The 16,290-nt window shown below is 69.3% G+C and carries 14 protein-coding genes; 5 read left to right on the top strand and 9 right to left on the bottom strand.

Annotated elements, in window-relative coordinates:
- Positions 1–71: 71 nt before the first annotated feature.
- Both OVA30_RS23680 and OVA30_RS23675 read right to left on the bottom strand, forming a co-directional pair.
- A complete protein-coding gene (locus OVA30_RS23680) occupies positions 72–266 on the bottom strand; it encodes a hypothetical protein (protein ID WP_003606491.1) in 195 nt (64 codons plus the stop codon).
- Between the two features lie 150 nt (positions 267–416).
- Positions 417–854, bottom strand: coding sequence for a MucR family transcriptional regulator (locus OVA30_RS23675; RefSeq protein WP_003606492.1), 438 nt, complete (start codon positions 852–854; stop codon positions 417–419).
- A 428-nt stretch (positions 855–1,282) separates the two neighbouring features.
- Here OVA30_RS23675 and OVA30_RS23670 point away from each other — a divergent pair, with 428 nt between their 5' ends.
- From OVA30_RS23670 to OVA30_RS23660, 3 genes are all read left to right on the top strand, one after another.
- Positions 1,283–3,439 (top strand): S9 family peptidase, encoded by a 2,157-nt coding sequence (locus tag OVA30_RS23670; RefSeq protein WP_268177187.1) that lies wholly within the window; start codon positions 1,283–1,285, stop codon positions 3,437–3,439.
- Between the two features lie 153 nt (positions 3,440–3,592).
- Positions 3,593–4,030, top strand: a complete 438-nt coding sequence (locus tag OVA30_RS23665; RefSeq protein ID WP_268177186.1) for a hypothetical protein — start codon at positions 3,593–3,595, stop codon at positions 4,028–4,030.
- A 115-nt stretch (positions 4,031–4,145) separates the two neighbouring features.
- Entirely contained in the window at positions 4,146–7,496 is a 3,351-nt protein-coding gene (locus tag OVA30_RS23660; RefSeq protein WP_268177185.1) for a hypothetical protein, read from the top strand.
- A 3-nt stretch (positions 7,497–7,499) separates the two neighbouring features.
- Here OVA30_RS23660 and OVA30_RS23655 read toward each other — a convergent pair whose 3' ends face one another.
- The 5 genes from OVA30_RS23655 to fabA form a co-directional block, all read right to left on the bottom strand.
- The gene (locus tag OVA30_RS23655) at positions 7,500–7,901 is read right to left on the bottom strand and encodes a DoxX family protein (RefSeq protein ID WP_003604000.1); all 402 of its coding nucleotides are present in this window, start codon (positions 7,899–7,901) and stop codon (positions 7,500–7,502) included.
- A gap of 56 nt (positions 7,902–7,957) precedes the next feature.
- Positions 7,958–8,719, bottom strand: a complete 762-nt coding sequence (fliP, locus tag OVA30_RS23650; protein WP_268177184.1) for a flagellar type III secretion system pore protein FliP — start codon at positions 8,717–8,719, stop codon at positions 7,958–7,960.
- Between the two features lie 67 nt (positions 8,720–8,786).
- Entirely contained in the window at positions 8,787–9,617 is an 831-nt protein-coding gene (gene fabI, locus OVA30_RS23645; protein ID WP_012605564.1) for an enoyl-ACP reductase FabI, read from the bottom strand.
- Positions 9,618–10,089: 472 nt separating this feature from the next.
- Complete coding sequence (gene fabB, locus OVA30_RS23640; RefSeq protein ID WP_268177183.1) at positions 10,090–11,316, bottom strand: beta-ketoacyl-ACP synthase I; 1,227 nt, start codon at positions 11,314–11,316, stop codon at positions 10,090–10,092.
- Positions 11,317–11,476: 160 nt separating this feature from the next.
- Positions 11,477–12,016 carry a bifunctional 3-hydroxydecanoyl-ACP dehydratase/trans-2-decenoyl-ACP isomerase gene (fabA, locus tag OVA30_RS23635; protein WP_003604006.1) on the bottom strand — a complete coding sequence of 180 codons (540 nt, stop codon included), beginning with the start codon at positions 12,014–12,016 and terminating at the stop codon, positions 11,477–11,479.
- 276 nt (positions 12,017–12,292) lie between these two features.
- On the opposite strand from fabA, the gene irrA reads away from it, so the two are divergent.
- Complete coding sequence (gene irrA / locus OVA30_RS23630) at positions 12,293–12,793, top strand: iron response transcriptional regulator IrrA (protein WP_003604007.1); 501 nt, start codon at positions 12,293–12,295, stop codon at positions 12,791–12,793.
- An 83-nt stretch (positions 12,794–12,876) separates the two neighbouring features.
- Here the strand turns inward: irrA and OVA30_RS23625 are convergent, their stop codons facing one another.
- Positions 12,877–13,470 carry an SH3 domain-containing protein gene (locus OVA30_RS23625; RefSeq protein ID WP_003604008.1) on the bottom strand — a complete coding sequence of 198 codons (594 nt, stop codon included), beginning with the start codon at positions 13,468–13,470 and terminating at the stop codon, positions 12,877–12,879.
- A 326-nt stretch (positions 13,471–13,796) separates the two neighbouring features.
- Between OVA30_RS23625 and OVA30_RS23620 the strand changes: the two genes are divergently transcribed.
- The gene (locus OVA30_RS23620; protein WP_003604009.1) at positions 13,797–14,801 is read left to right on the top strand and encodes a 2-hydroxyacid dehydrogenase; all 1,005 of its coding nucleotides are present in this window, start codon (positions 13,797–13,799) and stop codon (positions 14,799–14,801) included.
- Between the two features lie 190 nt (positions 14,802–14,991).
- On the opposite strand, the gene OVA30_RS23615 is transcribed toward OVA30_RS23620, so the two are convergent.
- Positions 14,992–16,005, bottom strand: coding sequence for a bifunctional riboflavin kinase/FAD synthetase (locus OVA30_RS23615; protein ID WP_012605561.1), 1,014 nt, complete (start codon positions 16,003–16,005; stop codon positions 14,992–14,994).
- Positions 16,006–16,290: the final 285 nt, after the last annotated feature.

The following is a 16,290-nucleotide window of genomic DNA, read 5'->3' as shown; positions in this document are numbered from 1 at the left end:
CCTAATACAAGTCTTGACAGACTTTGATGCCGCCTCTGGTTGCACCGTCACGCTGCCGGTTTCCGGCGGTTTCAGGCCTGAGACGGCTTCGTCGGCGGCTTCTTGAGGATCTCGGCGATCTCGTCCTCGGACTTGCCGCGCACCGCGTATCCCATCTGCTCGAAGCGATCGATCAGACGGTCACTGTCGCAGGCAGAGCGGGCCGCCCACTCTGCGAGCGCTTCATTGGTCTTGGCAAGTTGTTCGGAGGGGCTGTCGTCGCTCATGTGGGGGCAATGCAGCAGAAGTTGTGCCGTTCCACGACTTTGTTGTTGATAACCCGATTCGTCAATCTCCGCCCACATGAGCCGCCGCTGCGCCGGCCCTGAACAGGGCGGCGCAGCGGGCTTCGCGTGAGGGCCGGGCCGGGAGAAACCTCAGGCGGCCGCGTCGTAGCCGGGGCGCACCTGGCCGAGGCCGATCGCCTTGGCAAGGTCGGAGCGGGCCTTGGCATAGTTCGGCGCCACCATCGGGTAGTCGGGCGAGAGGCCCCACTTGGCGCGATACTGCTCGGGGGAGAGGTTGTATTTGGCGCGCAGGTGCCGCTTCAGCGACTTGAAGGTCCGCCCGTCTTCCAGGCAGACGAGATAGTCCGGCTGGATCGACTTCTTGATCGGCACGGCCGGCTGAAGAGCCTCCTGGGCCACGGGCTGCGGCGCGGCGGCCCGGCCCGTTCCGACCTGGATCAGGGCGCCGTGGATGTTGCCGATCAGACCCGCAAGTTCGGCGGCCGGCACCGGATTGTTGCTCACATAGGCGGCGACGATGTCGGCCGTGAGAGCGACGTAATCGACCGGCGTCTCGGTTTCGTTCATGTTCGTGGTTGTCCCTTGGCGGTGCATCGCGCGCAATCGATCCGGCCCATCATCCTGTGCGAAGACGGAAACGGACAGGTACCTATCGGCCTGTGCAATGGTGCCGCTTGATTTCGGTTTGGCGTGACGCCCCCGCAGTCACGGGTTCTACCTAGAACATCCAAATTAGACCTGCAAGACGGGGCCGGTATGCACAACTGAACGGATTCCTCGCGATCTGGGACGTGCGCAATTTGTCGTGAATGCTCGACATCGCTTCCGGGGCGGTGGCCCGCCCGCCCTCATCGCTCTCGCGTCGCGGCGAGGGTGCGACGAAGGGGCGGCTCGTTTGCCAGCCTTGCGGCCACGGCCGTCGCACGGCACACCGCCTGATATCGGACGCGTCTATCCAAGCGTTGCCAGCCAAGCGTTTCCACCGGAGTCCGGCGATGACCTTCGAGCCACCCCCCTTCGCCCTACCGCCCGAGGCGCCCGTTGCCGAGACGCGCCCGCACGCCTTCGAGCTTTTCGGACGGCGCGTCGAAGACCCGTTCGCTTGGCTAAAGGCCGAGAACTGGCGCGCGGTGCTGAAGGACCCGTCGGCCCTGGCCCCCGATATCCGTGCCTATCTCGAGGCCGAGAATGCCTATGCCGAGGCGGCGCTGAGCGGCTCCGCCGACCTGCGCAAAACCCTGGTCGCCGAGATGCGCGGGCGCATCCGCGAGGACGATGCCTCGGTGCCCGAGCCCGACGGACCCTTTGCCTATTACTCCCGCCACCGCGAGGGCGGGCAGCATCCACTGATCTGCCGCCGTCCGCGCACCGTCCACCGCATCGCCGAGGAGCCGGAGGACGGCGAGATCGGCGAGATCGGCGAGCAGATCCTGCTCGATGGCGACCGGGAAGGGGAGGGCCTCGCCTTCTTCGAGATCGCGGGTGCTGCCCATTCCGACGACCACCGCCTGCTCGCCTGGGGCGTCGACACCAAGGGCTCGGAACTCCACTCCATCCGCGTGCGCGATCTCGACACCGGCGAGGACCGCCCGGAGCAGGTCGAATCGACCGCGGGCGAGGCCGTCTGGAACGCGGCCGGTACCGCCTTCTTCTACGTGGCGCTGGACGAGAACCACCGTCCGGCCCGCGTCATGCGCCACCGCCTCGGCACCGATCAGGCGCAGGACACGACCGTCTACGAGGAGCCCGATCCGGGCTTCTTCGTGAATATCGGCCGCACCCAATCGGGCACCTACCTCACCGTCACCGCGAGCGACCACGAAACGGCGGAAGTCCACCTGCTCGACCGGGCGGACGACGAGGGCGCGCTGGCCTGCGTCGCGCCCCGCGAGGAGCGGCTGATCTACTCGGTCGAGAACTGGGGCTCGTATCTCGTCATCCTGACGAATGCCGACGGGGCGGTGGACTTCAAGATCGTCACCTGCCCCCTCGACGCGACGGCGCGGGAGAACTGGCAGGACGCGGTGCCCTATCGGCCCGGCGTGATGATCCGGCACCTGCACGTGCTCGGCAACCACCTCGTGCGGCTCGAACTGGAGAACGCCCTGCCGCGCATCGTCGTGCGCGACATGAAGGGCGAGGAGCACACCGTCTCCTTCGCCGAGGAAGCCTATTCGCTCGGGCTTCTGCCGGGCTACGAGTTCGAGACGGCGCGCATCCGCTTCAGCTACTCGTCGATGACGACGCCGGCCGAGACCTACGACTACGATTGCGTCACCCGCGCCCGCATCCTGCGCAAGCGCCAGAGCGTGCCGAGCGGCCACGAGCCCGCCGACTACGTTACCCGGCGTCTGTTCGCGACCGCGCCCGACGGCGAGAGCGTGCCGATCTCGCTGCTGCACCGCCGCGGGCTCAGCCTCGACGGCTCGGCGCCGCTGCTGCTCTACGGCTACGGCTCCTACGGTACGCTGATGCCGGCGGGTTTCCGCACCAACTTGCTCAGCCTCGTCGATCGCGGCTTCGTCTACGCCATCGCCCATGTCCGCGGCGGCACCGAGAAGGGGTGGAACTGGTATCTCGAAGGCAAGCGCGAGAAGAAGCCCAACACCTTCACCGATTTCGTCGCCTGCGGCCGGGCGCTGATCGAGGCGGGCTACACCACGCAGGGGCGGATCGTCGCCCATGGCGGCAGCGCGGGCGGCATGCTGATGGGGGCGGCCGCCAACCTCGCGCCGGAGCTGTTCGCCGGCATCGTCGCCGACGTGCCCTTCGTCGATGTCCTCAACACCATGCTCGACGCGGACCTGCCGCTGACGCCGCCGGAATGGCCCGAATGGGGCAACCCGGCCGAGAGCGAAGAGGCCTTCAAGACGATCCTGGCCTACTCGCCCTACGACAACGTCGCCGCCAAGGCCTATCCCGCGATCTTCGCGCTCGGCGGCCTCACCGACCCGCGCGTGACCTATTGGGAGCCCGCCAAATGGGTGGCGCGGCTGCGCGCCACCATGACCGGCGGTGGCCCGGTCCTCATGAAGATCAACATGGAGGCCGGGCATGGCGGCGCCGCCGGGCGGTTCGACCGCCTGGAAGAGGTCGGCCTGATCTACGCCTTCGCGCTTATGGCGGCGGCACGCGCGGCTAAGCGGGTCTGATTTTGATCGGCGCCGGCCGCGACATGCTGCGCGGCCGGCACTTCGACAAAGCTTCGCGAAGCGGGCAGAACAAAGCCCCCACCTTCGCTATGCTGGTTCGACGAAAAATAAGTTCAAAATAATAATCAAGCACGACGCCCAGGGAGAAACACGATGAAGCATCTCGCGATCGCCGCCGCGATTCTGTTCGCATGGCCGCTCGCCGCTGGGGCCGAGGTGCCAGCGCCGGCCGCGCCCGACACCGTCAAGACCAGCCCTGAGGCTGCCAACCCCGCCCCGGATGCTGCCCCGAAGGCGCCGCAGACGGCGCAGGAGCGCCAGGAGGCGAATGCCGCCAAGCTCGCCGGGCTCGTCCGCTTCGTCGGCGAATCCTGCAAGGAGGCGCAGCCCGATTACGAGCGGTTCAAGGCAGTGGTCTCCGCCATGGGCGTCGATCTCGACGCGATCTCGAAGGGCGAGTTGCTCATGCGCAGCATGGGCTACACCGAAGCCTACCGGAAGAACGTCGATGAGAGCTGCCGCAAGGCGGAGGAGATGTTCGGCGAGAAGGGCAAGGCAATCCCCGGCCTCGTCCTGCGCAAAGCCTCGTAACGAAGGTTCGTCCTTAAGCGCCCGTTCACTGCGCTGGGCGAGAGTGCCGGCACGAGTGGCGTTCGGCGCCCGGCCTCCGAAGGCCGGCCGCCGGTGAGGGCGGGCGTTTCGGGCGATGGGGGGACGGGCCGGTCAGGCAAAGCGGCGTCCGGGCAGGGCTCTCCTGCGCGCCGGCTTCGCCGTCGGCCTCTGCGCCGCGGCCTCGGCGGCGGAGGCGGCCCGACTCGTCTCGGCCAAGGGCGCGCAGCCGCCGGAGGGCTTCGGCCGCATCGTCCTGACCTTCGACGAGCCGGTCTCCGTCAAGGCTCGGCTGTCGGGCGCGATCCTCGTGCTCAATTTTGGCGGCGCGGTGGGGCCCGGCCCCGAGCGGATCGCGGCGGGGATGCCGGACTACGTCACCGTGGTGCGGCGCGACCCCGACGGCTCGGCCCTGCGCCTCGCCCTGCAGCGGCCCTACCGCGTCAACGTGCAGGATGCCGGCGAGCAGGTCTTCATCGATCTCCTGCCGGAAAGCTGGAACGGCTTCCTGCCGCCGCTTCCCACCGAGGTCGTCGCCGACCTCGCCCGCCGGGCCGCCGCCGCCGAGGCCAGCCTGAAGGCGCGCAACCCGGCCCCGGTGCCGCGTCCGCTCACCCTCGAACTCGCCCGCACCGATGCCCGCACCCGGCTCTCCCTGCGCCTGCCGGCGGGCTCCGAGGCCGCCTTCGCCCCGGACGGCACCGGCACGCTGCTGACGCTGCCGGGGGCGTGGCGCATCGACGACCACGCCCTCCGCGGCCGGCTCGACCCGAATCTCGGCCGTGTCACGGTCGAGACGGAATCCGGCGAGGCCCGGATCGTCGCGAGCCCGGCCGAGGGCGTGATGCTCGCCACCTTGCGCGACGAAGATGTCGTGGCGATCGATTTCGTCACCAAGCCGAAGACACCCGAGACTGCGACGTCATCCGCTTCGCCTGCCGGAGCCTCGGCCGAAGTTGCGAAGGAGGCGCCGAAAGAGGCCGCGCGTCCTGCTACATCGAGCGCCGACGCATCGCCGCGGGCCGCCGCGCCGCCCGTGCTGTCGCGCAAGGCGGGCTCGGGCCTCGTCTTCCCCTTCGCCAAGCGTGTGCCGGCGGCGTTGTTCGAGCGCGGCGGCATCGTCACCCTCGTCTTCGCCACGACCGAGCCGGTTGCCGTGCCGCCGCCCGGTGCCACCGGCCTCGTCGCCCTCGCGCCGCCGCTGCGGAGCGGCGGCTTCACCATCCTTCGCTTCACCGCGCCCGCGGGACGGCTCGTCGATCTTTTGCCCGTCACCGAGCCCGCCGGATGGGAGCTGGCGACCGGCGAGGGTCTCGCCCCGAGCGAGAGCCTGACCGCGCAGCGCGCCCCGACGGCCCAGGGCCGGCTCGGCGTCACCGTGCGGCTACCTCAGGCCGGCCCGGCCGGCTGGCTCGATCTCGACGGCGAGCGCATTGCCGTCGTCACCACCGACGGCAGCCGCCCTGCCGGCGTGGTCAAGGCGCAGCGCTTCGTCGAGTTCGAGCTGATTCCGAGCCGGCTCGGCCTCGCCGTTCTCGCCAACGCCGACGACCTCATCGTGCGGCCGGACCTCGACGGCGTGACGATCGGCCGTGAGGGCGCGAGAGAGGGGGCAAGGGAAGGCCGCGATGGCGGGCTCTCCGTGTCGGGCATCTCCCGCCCCGCCGATCCGCCCGTGGGGGCGGTCACGGAGCTGGCGGTCGATCGCGACGCCTGGGAGAAAGCGCAGCGCGGCGACGTGCGCGCGACGCTGCGGGAGGGACTCGCCGCCGCTGTCGAGGCCCATCGCCGTGACCGAGGCGGCGCCCGTCTCGGTCTCGCCCGGGCGATGATGGCCAACGACCTCGACGTGGAGGCGCTCGGTGCGCTGAGCGCCGCCGCTGCCGAGGATGTGGTGATCGACGGTGACCGGCAGACGGCGCTGATGCGCGGCATCCTGCTCGCCCGGATCGGGCGGGCCGAAGAGGCGCGTAAACTCCTCTCCGACGAGCGGCTCGCCACCAATCCGGAAGCCCGGCTCTGGCGCGGCTACGCCGATGCCCTGGTCGGCCGGTGGAACGAGGCGGCTGTTGCGCTGCGTGCCGGCGAATCGGTCTTGGAGCGCTACCCCGAACCCCTCGCATCGCTGTTCCACGCCGCCGCCGCCGAGGCCGCGGTCGAGACCGGCGACTGGGAAGCGGTCACGCGCGAATCGATCGCCGCCACCCGTGCTGCCACCGATTACACCCGCGATCGGCTGACCTTGCTGCGGGCGAAGATGGACGAGGCGACCGGCCGCGGCGCGGCGGCGCTGGCGGCCTACGAAACGCTGCGGAACCAAGCGCCTTGGCCGCTGGCGGCGGAAGCGACCCTGCGCGCGGCCGCCCTCGGCCACACCCTGGGTAAGACGCCCCTGCCCGAAGCAATCGATCAGTTGGAGGTTCTGGCCCTGACCTGGCACGGCGGCCCGACCGAGATCGGGACGCTCGGTGCGCTCGGCGGCCTCTACGAGGAGGCCGGGCGCTGGCGCAAGATCTTCACCACCGCCCGCCGCGCCAACGCGCTCAGCCCCGAGGCGCCGATCGCGCGCGCGCTGCACGAGCGGGCCCTGGCGGTGTTCGAGGATCTGTTCCTGGGCGCGCGTGGCGAGCGGCTCGGCGGTGTCGAGGCGCTGGCGCTGTATTTCGACTTCAAGGATTTCGCGCCCGCCGGCCGGCGCGCCGACGAGATCGTGCGGCGCCTCGCCGACCGCCTCGTGGCCCTCGATCTGCTCGAGTCCGCGGACGAGTTGCTGCAGTACCAGATCGATCACCGGCTGGAGGGTGCGGCCCGCTCCTCGGTCTCGGCGCGGCTTGCCACGATCCGGCTGATGGAGGGCAAGCCGCTCCAGGCGCTCCAGACGCTCGACGCGACGCACCTGCCCGAACTGCCCGAGGATGTGCGCCGCGCCCGCGCGATGCTGCGCGCCCGCGCCCTGTCGGATCTCTCCCGCACCGATCTCGCTCTGGAGACCGTCGAGGGCGAGACCGGCGCCGACGCCGAGCGGCTGCGAGCGGACATCCTGTGGGCAGCCCGGCGCTGGCGCGAGGCGGGCGAGGCGCACGAGATGATCCTCGGGCCGGCATGGCGCTCCGGAAAGCCCCTCGACGACACGGCGCGGGCCGACGTGATCCGCGCCGGCATCGCCTACGGACTCGCGGGCGAATCCCTCGGGCTCGAACGGCTGAAGGCAAAGTTCGCGGGGCCGATGGCCGAGAGCGCGGATGCCCGCACCTTCGCCATGCTGACGCGGCCGGATGCGCCCCGCTCCGCTGCTTTCCGCGATGCGGCGCTGCGGGCGACCAAGGCGGAGACGCTTGCCGCCTTCCTCTCGGAGTACCGCAAGCGCTACCCCGACAGCGCCGTGCCGGAACCCGGCAGCGCCGCGACGGGCAACCGCGCCGAGGCGCCGTCCCCGCCGCCGGGCTAAGGGTCAGACGCGACCGCGGCCGCGCTGCGCATCGATGCTCCACGGGCCGGGGCCGGCGAAGGCGATGTAGAGGAAGACGAAGCAGAAGAGGATCGCCGCGTCACCGCCGTTCAGGGCTGGGAAGAAGCTCTTGGGCGCGTGGGCGATGAAGTAGGCGAAGGCCATCTGGCCGGAGAGGATGAAGGCCACCGGCCGGCTGAACAGCCCGACCACCAGCAGTGCGCCGCCGACGAGTTCGAGCAGGCCGGCGATGCCCGGCAGCGATAGCAGCGGCGGGTTCATCGAGCTGGCCGGAAAGCCGAGGATCTTCTGCGTCCCGTGGGCCATGAAGATCAGCGCCGAGACGATTCGCAGGATGCTCAGCATCCGCGGGGCCCAGTGCGTGGTGGTGGTCGTCAGATCCATGCGTCGGCGTCCTCGTTACGCGGCCGCCACAACCTCGAATCGTATCGTGACGGGCCTCAGCTTCCGTAGCTCTGAATCAGGGAGCCCGCCACCAGCGTCCAACCGTCGACCAGGACGAAGAAGATCAGCTTGAACGGCAGCGCGACCGTGGCCGGCGGCAGCATCATCATGCCCATCGCCATCAGCACCGAGGCGACCACGAGGTCGATGATGAGGAAGGGGATGAACAAGAGAAAGCCGATCTCGAAGGCGCGCCGCAGCTCGGAGATCATGAAGGCGGGGGTGACGATCTCCAGGCCGATCGCCTCCGGACCCGCCGGGGCCGGCTGGCGCGCCATGTCGAGGAACAGCTTGAGGTCCTTCTCGCGCACGTTGCGCAACATGAAGGTCTTGAACGGCGCCGAGGCCCGCTCGAACGCCTGGGACTGACTGATCTGGCCCGCCATCAGCGGCTCGACGCCGGTCCGGTAGGCCTCCCGCGCTGTCGGCGCCATCACGAAGGCGGTCAGGAACAGGGCCAGGCTCACCATCACCGTGTTGGGCGGCGCGGTCTGCGTGCCGAGCGCCGAGCGCAGGATCGACAGCACCACGACAATCCGGGTGAACGAGGTCGCCATCACCAGCACGGACGGCGCGAGCGCCAGGACCGTGATCAGCGCGACGAGCTGCAGCGCCCGTTCCGTGGTGCCGCCCGCACCGAGATCGAGGGTGACGCTCTGCGCCCACGCCGCGCCCGCGCCAGCCGCCAGCAGCAGCGCGGCCAGGAGAAACGTCAGGGGGAGGGATCGCGGCACGGGCCGGCTGGGGGAGGGGGTCATTGCGGGCCGCACCCTGCGGCGTGACGCCGACGCGCACAAGCGACGCGACGACACGCTGCCGGTGGGATCACAGGTCGCCGACGACGCCCGCCTCGTCCTGGGCCTGAAGCACCGCCGGGCGGGGCATCGAGATGATGTTGTAGCCCGAATCGACGAAGTGGATCTCGCCGGTCACGCCGCCCGAAAGATCGGAAAGCAGGTAGAGCGCGGAGTTGCCGACATCGTCCAGCGTCACCGTGCGCCGGAGCGGGGCGTGCGCCTTCTGGTGATTGTACATCAGCCGCGCATCGGCGATGCCGGCGCCGGCCAGGGTGCGCATCGGGCCGGCCGAGAGGGCGTTGACGCGGATACCGTCGGGGCCGAGGTCGCTGGCGAGATAGCGGACGGACGCTTCGAGCGCGGCCTTGGCCACGCCCATCACGTTGTAGTTCGGCATCACGCGGGTCGAGCCGGCATAGGTCAGCGTCAGCAGCGCGCCGCCCCGCGGCATCCGGGCGGCGGCGCGTTGGGCGATCTCGGTGAAGGAGAAGCAGGAGATCGTCATGGTCCGCGAGAAGTTCGCGCGGGTCGTGACGTCGACGTAGCGGCCCTTGAGCTGCGCTTTGTCGGAAAAGCCGATGGCATGGACGATGAAGTCGATCCCGTCGGGGAAGCGCTCGTCGAGGGTGGCGAAGGCGGCATCGACGGTCGCGAGATCCTCGACGTCGCAGGGCAGCACGATATCGGAGCCGACCGAGGCCGCGAGCGGGGTGACGCGGCGCCCGAGCGCCTCGCCCTGATAGGTGAAGGCGAGTTCGGCGCCGTGTCGGTGCAGGGTCTTGGCGATGCCCCACGCGATCGAATGATCGTTGGCGACCCCCATGATGAGGCCGCGCTTGCCCGCCATCAAACCCGTCATTCTCAAATCCGTACGCGTATCGGCCCGGCGCCGCAGCGCCCTCATCCCGGCTTAGCCCGCCGGGCGAGCGCCTGTCCACGCGCGGGGCCGCCTTGCACCCTGGGCGATGGGAAATGGCATGAGGAAGCCGGCATGAAAAAGCCCCGGAGCGGATGCGACGGGGCTGGACGGGGGCTCAGATGGGGCGGGCAGCCGGCGCTCAGAAGTAGCCGCGGGTGCCGGTCTGCGCGTCCTCGATCAAGGTCTGCTTGGCGCGCACCGCCACGCCGGCCGCAATGGCCAAGCTGGAGACGGTGAACAGAGCGAGGAGGACGATCATGGTGTTACCTGCCTATCGAAGCAGGAACGCGAAGACAACTGGTCGGTTCCCCCAATTCATCAGCCTATAGCCAGGCTTATGCTTGGTCCGTCTTCTCGCAGATGCGAGAAAATCTACGCTGCACGGCAAGGCGCCGCGCAGCGGTTCCGTCCCTTATGCGTCGGGGTGCTTGAGCACGAGCGTCGCGTTGGTGCCGCCGAAACCGAAGGAGTTCGACATCACGTGGCCGAGCTGCGCCCCGTCCCGGCGCTGACGCAGGATCGGCATGTCGGCGAAGGCGGGATCGAGTTCTTCGATATGCGCGCTCTCGCAGATGAAACCGTTGTTCATCATCAGCAGCGCGTAGATCGCTTCCTGCACCCCAGTCGCACCGAGCGAATGCCCGGTCAGCGACTTGGTGGCCGAGATCGGCGGGCAGGCGTCGCCGGCGCCGAACACCGTGCGGATCGCTTCGATCTCCTTGTCGTCGCCGACCGGCGTCGAGGTGGCGTGCGGGTTGATGTAGTCAATCTTGACGCCCTTCAGGTCTTCCATGGCCTGGCGCATGCACCGCACCGCACCCTCGCCGGAGGGGGCGACCATGTCGTGCCCATCGGAGGTGGCGCCGTAGCCTGCGACCTCGCCGTAGATCCGCGCGCCGCGGGCCTTGGCGTGCTCGTACTCCTCCAGCACCAGCACACCGGCGCCGCCGGCGATGACGAAGCCGTCGCGGTTCACGTCATATGCGCGGGAGGCGCGGGCAGGGGTCTCGTTATAGCGCGAGGACATTGCGCCCATGGCGTCGAACAGGACGGAGAGCGTCCAATCCAACTCCTCGCAACCGCCCGCGAAGATGATGTCCTGCCGGCCGCCGCGAATGATCTCGGCGGCATTGCCGATGCAGTGATTCGAGGTCGCGCAGGCCGAGGAGATCGAATAGTTCACGCCGCGGATCTTGAACCAGGTCGCCAGCGTGGCCGACGCGGTCGAAGACATCGCTTTGGGCACCGCGAACGGGCCGACGCGCTTCGGCCCCTTCTCGCGGGCGATGGCGGCGGATTCGACGATGGTCCGGGTCGAGGGACCGCCCGAGCCCATGATGATGCCGGTGCGGTCGTTGGAGATCTCCCGCTCTTCGAGGCCGGCATCGCGGATCGCCTGATCCATGGCGATATGGTTCCAGGCGGTGCCGCCGCCGTGGAAGCGCATGGCGCGGCGATCGACGACGCCCTCGGGATCGATCGTCGGGGCACCCGCCACCTGGCTGCGGAAGCCATGCGCGGCCTGCGCCTCGGAGCGGGCGATCCCGGAACGGGCCTCGCGCAGGGAGTCCAGGACCTCCCCGGTATTGTTGCCGATGGACGAGACGATGCCCATCCCGCTGATGACGACACGCCGCATGATGGCTCGTGCTGCTGACGCCGCGGCTGGTGCGGCGTTTCCTCGGGGGGTCAGTTAGGATGATGCGCGGCCAATCTCAACCGCGCTTCGCGCACTCGGCGGCGAACCGGAGGGCGGTTCGGCGCGAAAAACCCTCAGAACCGAGCGCGTTGAGCCGGTCTCAGGCCCGGAAGAGCGCCACGCGCAGGTCGTTCGCCTCGTAGATGCGCCGGCCATCGGCCTCGAGCCACCCGTCGGCGATCCCGAGCACGAGCTTGCCCTGACGCACGCGCTTGATGTCGATGCCGTAGACGACCTGCTTGACGGTCGGCAGCACCTGATCGGTGAACTTCACCTCGCCAACGCCGAGCGCCCGGCCGCGACCCAGTGCGCCGAGCCAGCCAAGATGGAAGCCGACGAGCTGCCACAGGGCGTCGAGCCCGAGGCAGCCGGGCATCACCGGATCGTCCTTGAAGTGGCAGGGGAAGAACCAGAGGTCTGGCCGGATGTCGAACTCGGCCAGCACGTGGCCCTTGCCGTGGGCGCCGCCCTCGGTCCCGATCGAGGTGATCCGGTCGAACATCAGCATCGGCGGAAGCGGAAGCTGAGCGTTGCCCGCTCCGAACAGCTCACCGCGCCCGCAGGCCAGGAGATCCTCGTAGGAGAAGCTCGAAGCGCGCTGCGGAGAAGCACCGTCGGATTGCTGGTCGAGAGAGGCCATGGATGACGTACGGGTCCTCGGTGACGGACGGGTCCGATGCGAGCGAACGGACGAGGCGTGATGGAATGGGCGCCTCGTTAGCACAGCCTCCGCGCGCCCACAAAGCGGCGCCTGCGCAGTACCTATGCTCGGTCGACGCTCGGCGAATCGACCAGAGCCATGCACCATCCACGTATCAACCCGGTGTCGACATCGGCATGGGTTGCCGCAGGGCTCCATGATCCGTATAATTTCTACGCTATACTCATTCTAAATAACTGGGAATCGTTCCCGACGATGTCCGACTTGATGCCTCTCCAGGCCGTGCTGAACGCACGGTCCGCCTCGCCGGGCGACGCTAGCGGCCGTCGGGGCTGTCCCCTCTCCGACCTGCGCGATCGCTTGCGCCGGGCCGGCCTGCGCCCGACCCGTCAGCGCCTCTCGCTGGGCTGGCTCCTGTTCGGCCGCGGCGACCGCCACCTGACGGCGGAAATGCTCTACGACGAGGCGATGCGCGCCAAGGTGCCGGTCTCGCTGGCGACCGTCTACAACACGCTGCATCAGTTCACTGAGGCGGGCCTGCTGCGCCAGCTCGCGCTCGATGGCTCGAAGGCCTATTTCGACACGAACCCGACCGAGCATCACCACTTCTTCTTCGAGGAAGAAGGCGAGGTTCTCGATATGCCGGAATGCGGCATCTCGGTCGATTCGCTGCCCGACGCGCCCGAGGGCATGGAGATTGCCGGCGTCGAAGTGATCGTGCGCCTGCGCCGCCGCAAGGTGTCCGGACGCGCCTGATCCGGCGCCGCCCGACTTCGAGACGAAAAAAGGCCCGGATGTCCGGGCCTTTTTCATGTCGATTCGCGGCGCGGCGGCTCGGCCTACTCCACCCGCTCGTCGGGGTAGACGCCCCATAACCGGCTCTGGCGGATGTAGCCGTCGACGTCGCCGCGCTTGTCCGGAAGCGGCACCACGAGGCGGCACCATGAGCCGGTGCATCCCTTCACGCTGCCGATGACGCCGGGCTGCAGCCGCGCCTGCTCGGCCGATTGCTCGTCGGCACGGGCGGTCAGCGGAACCGTCGCCTTGGCGGAATCGGCCCGTTCGCCCGACGGGGGAATCACCACGGCGGTCCGGCGGCCCGAGAGCAGCGAGTGCAAGACCCAACCCTCCGTCCCTTCCGAATCGCGGATGCGCCGCCAGGTCTCGAACTCGGCGACGATCTCGACCGGCAGGCCCTCGCGCTGGAAGACCCACAGGGTTCTGTGATCCTTCGACGGCCCCTCGCGCAGGTTGACGCGGTTGGTCTTCAGGCTGGCGTAGCGCGGCAGGGGCAGCTTGGTCACGGGCCCCTTGCCGACCTCCGGCGCGGGAGCCGGCGCGGCCTCGGCCGTCAGAGGTATCAACAGGGCGAACAGGGCCGCGAGCAGCGCGAGGCGCGCGGGGTTCATCGGGGGAAGCTCAGGCGGGCGCATCGTGCCTCGTCTCCGATCCGTGTCTCCAAAGTCGTTCCGGCGGTGGCGTTTCGGCGCGTGCGGGGGCACAGGCCGGAAACGTCCATGGGCCGGCGCAGGATCGGCCGGCCCTCCGGCACTGATCCATCCGGGTCAGGGCCGCATTGTGTTCGCCGACCTCTCTGATAGAGAGGCCGAACGTCCTGCAGCGGACCGGGGAACCGGTCCGCCTTCCGCTCCATCTGGCCGCGCCATGGTTAAGGGAGCGTAAGCCGACCCCTCCCGGCATAGCGGGGTGGCGTCCGGCGCAGGCACAGGAATGCGGGCCGCCTCGTCGGGGAGGGAACATGTCGTCGTTGAAGCGCAAGCCGCTGGTGGTCGTCACGCGGCGTCTGCCGGACGCCGTCGAGACGCGCATGCGCGAATTGTTCGATACCCGCCTCAACCACGATGATGCGCCGCTCTCGCAGGAGGCGCTGTCGGCCGCGATTCGCGAAGCCGACGTGCTCGTGCCCACCGTGACCGACGAGATCGGGGCCGGATTGCTCGCGCAGGCGGGGCCGAACCTGCGGCTCATCGCCAATTTCGGCAACGGCGTCGATCATATCGACGTCGCCGGGGCGCTGGAGCGCGGTATCACGGTCACCAACACGCCCGGCGTGCTGACCGAGGACACCGCCGACATGACCATGGCGCTGATCCTGGCGGTCGCCCGCCGGCTCGCCGAAGGTGCGCGCATCATCCCCGACGACGATTGGACCACGGGATGGTCGCCGACCTGGATGCTCGGCCGCCGCATCACGGGGAAGCGCCTCGGCATCGTCGGCATGGGCCGCATCGGCCAGGCGCTCGCCCGCCGCGCCAAGGCATTCGGCCTGTCGATCCACTACCACAACCGCCGCCGGGTGCCCTCGCATATCGAGGAATCGCTCGATGCGACCTACTGGGAATCCCTCGACCAGATGCTGGCCCGGGTCGATATCGTATCGGTCAACTGCCCGCACACGCCCGCGACCTATCACCTGCTCTCGGCCCGCCGCCTGAAGCTGCTCAAGCCCGAGGCGATCGTCGTCAACACCGCCCGCGGCGAGGTGATCGACGAGAACGCGCTGGCGCGGCTGATCGAGGGGGGCGAGATCTCGGCCGCCGGCCTCGACGTGTTCGAGCAGGAGCCGGCGGTGAGCCCGCGCCTCGTGCGGCTCGCCCGCACCGGCAAGGTCGTGCTGCTGCCGCATATGGGTTCGGCGACGCATGAGAGCCGCACCGACATGGGCGAGAAGGTCATCATCAACATCAAGACCTTCATGGACGGCCACCGTCCGCCGGACCGGATCCTTCCGAGCATGCTCTGAGGGCAGGCCTGAACTCGGTCGCTGCGGCGATGGAGGCCTGCTTCGGCTCCGCCCCGCAGCGATGGGGCGGAGAACGCGTAACGCCATCGCGAGCTGTCGGGCGCATCCGTTCAGAAGCTCGGTGAGGCCGATTGTGCCTAGCCTCGAAGACCGCGGGCAATTCGTCTGACGGCCGAGCCGAAGGCTCTCCTCAGCCCAGCATCGACGGCACGCGATCCGTGCGGATGGCCGCCTTGGCCCGAGCCGAGTCGACATCCATCTGCGCGATCAGCGCCTCGGCGCTCGAAAACTTCTCCTCGCCGCGCAGATAGGCCAGCAACTCGACGGCGACCTCCTGCCCGTAGAGATCGCCCTTGAAGTCGAACAGGTGCACCTCGAGGAGTGGCGCGCCGTCGTCGAAGGTCGGTCGGCGGCCGTAGCTCGCCACGCCGTCGTGCAGGCTGCCGTCGGCCAAGCGCACCCGCACCGCGTAGATGCCGTGGGCGAGCCCGCAGGATTCGAGGGCGAGGTTGGCGGTGGGGTAACCCAGGGTGCGTCCGCGCTTGTCGCCGTGGCGCACCTGGGCCAGCACGAACCAGCGATAGCCGAGAAGGTCGTTGGCCCGCGCCACGTCGCCGGATGCGAGGGCAGCGCGGATCGCGCTCGACGAGATCGGCGCATCGCCGGGATCGGCCGAGACCGCGGGGACGATGCGGCAGGACAGGCCGGCCTCGGCGCAGAGTTCGGCGAGCGTCCCCGGCGAACCCTCACGTCCGCGGCCGAAATGGAAATCGTGGCCGATCACCACGCCGGACAGGCCGAGCCCGTCACGCAGCCAGCCCTCCACGAAATCCCGGGCGCTGGTGCCGGCAAGCCGTTCATCGAACCGGCGCACGATCAGGCCGTCGAGACCGAGGCGCGCGAACACGATCTCCTTGGCGCTGGGGCCGGTGAGACGGAACATCGGCTGATCGGGTGCGAAGAAGGCCCGCGGATGCGGCTCGAAGGTCAGCACGGCGGCGGGGTGTGACCCGGCCTCTGCGCGCACCGCCTCGATCAGCGTGCGGTGGCCGCGATGGACGCCATCGAAGTTCCCGAGCGCGGCGACGGCACCCGCCAGCGCCGGAGGCACCGGGTCGTCCTCGCGGCAGACCGTGAAGGGTCTCGAAGAGGGGCGGAGGCCGGTCCCGGCGGGCGGCACGGCGTTCTCATCGCCTGAGGGCATCGGCTCCTGCGATCGAATGTCTGCGAGTCTCAAGGGATTGTCGGCAGGGAGCATCGACGGGAAGCGTCGGCGCGGCCGGGCTCGTCCGCCTCGTCCCCGCGCGGCGGGAGAGCGGCGGGAGACTTGGCGAAATCAGTCTCTCGGGTCAAGCGAGGGAGAAGGGCGCGGGATTAACTGCTTCGCAATCCGCGCCACCTATTGTCTGGGAACGGAAGGCAGCTCCGCTCGCACGCGTCGATGCGACGTAGATCGCTCGAGAGAGCCGCGCCGCCAGTATCGATCAGG

This window comes from Methylorubrum sp. SL192, assembly GCF_026672325.1.
Lineage (GTDB): Bacteria > Pseudomonadota > Alphaproteobacteria > Rhizobiales > Beijerinckiaceae > Methylobacterium > Methylobacterium extorquens.
Note: the sequence above shows the minus strand (reverse complement) of the source record. Positions and strands in the feature narration are given on the sequence as shown.

Coding starts and splice junctions, on each gene's coding strand:
- OVA30_RS23675 (WP_003606492.1), bottom strand. CDS start 854: ATGAACGAAACCGAGACGCCGGTCGATTACGTCGCTCTCACGGCCGAC.
- OVA30_RS23670 (WP_268177187.1), top strand. CDS start 1,283: ATGACCTTCGAGCCACCCCCCTTCGCCCTACCGCCCGAGGCGCCCGTT.
- fabB (WP_268177183.1), bottom strand. CDS start 11,316: ATGCGGCGTGTCGTCATCAGCGGGATGGGCATCGTCTCGTCCATCGGC.
- OVA30_RS23655 (WP_003604000.1), bottom strand. CDS start 7,901: ATGGATCTGACGACCACCACCACGCACTGGGCCCCGCGGATGCTGAGC.
- fabI (WP_012605564.1), bottom strand. CDS start 9,617: ATGACGGGTTTGATGGCGGGCAAGCGCGGCCTCATCATGGGGGTCGCC.
- fliP (WP_268177184.1), bottom strand. CDS start 8,719: ATGACCCCCTCCCCCAGCCGGCCCGTGCCGCGATCCCTCCCCCTGACG.
- fabA (WP_003604006.1), bottom strand. CDS start 12,016: ATGGCCTCTCTCGACCAGCAATCCGACGGTGCTTCTCCGCAGCGCGCT.
- OVA30_RS23660 (WP_268177185.1), top strand. CDS start 4,146: ATGGGGGGACGGGCCGGTCAGGCAAAGCGGCGTCCGGGCAGGGCTCTC.
- OVA30_RS23665 (WP_268177186.1), top strand. CDS start 3,593: ATGAAGCATCTCGCGATCGCCGCCGCGATTCTGTTCGCATGGCCGCTC.
- OVA30_RS23680 (WP_003606491.1), bottom strand. CDS start 266: ATGAGCGACGACAGCCCCTCCGAACAACTTGCCAAGACCAATGAAGCG.
- OVA30_RS23615 (WP_012605561.1), bottom strand. CDS start 16,005: ATGCCCTCAGGCGATGAGAACGCCGTGCCGCCCGCCGGGACCGGCCTC.
- OVA30_RS23625 (WP_003604008.1), bottom strand. CDS start 13,470: ATGCGCCCGCCTGAGCTTCCCCCGATGAACCCCGCGCGCCTCGCGCTG.
- OVA30_RS23620 (WP_003604009.1), top strand. CDS start 13,797: ATGTCGTCGTTGAAGCGCAAGCCGCTGGTGGTCGTCACGCGGCGTCTG.
- irrA (WP_003604007.1), top strand. CDS start 12,293: ATGTCCGACTTGATGCCTCTCCAGGCCGTGCTGAACGCACGGTCCGCC.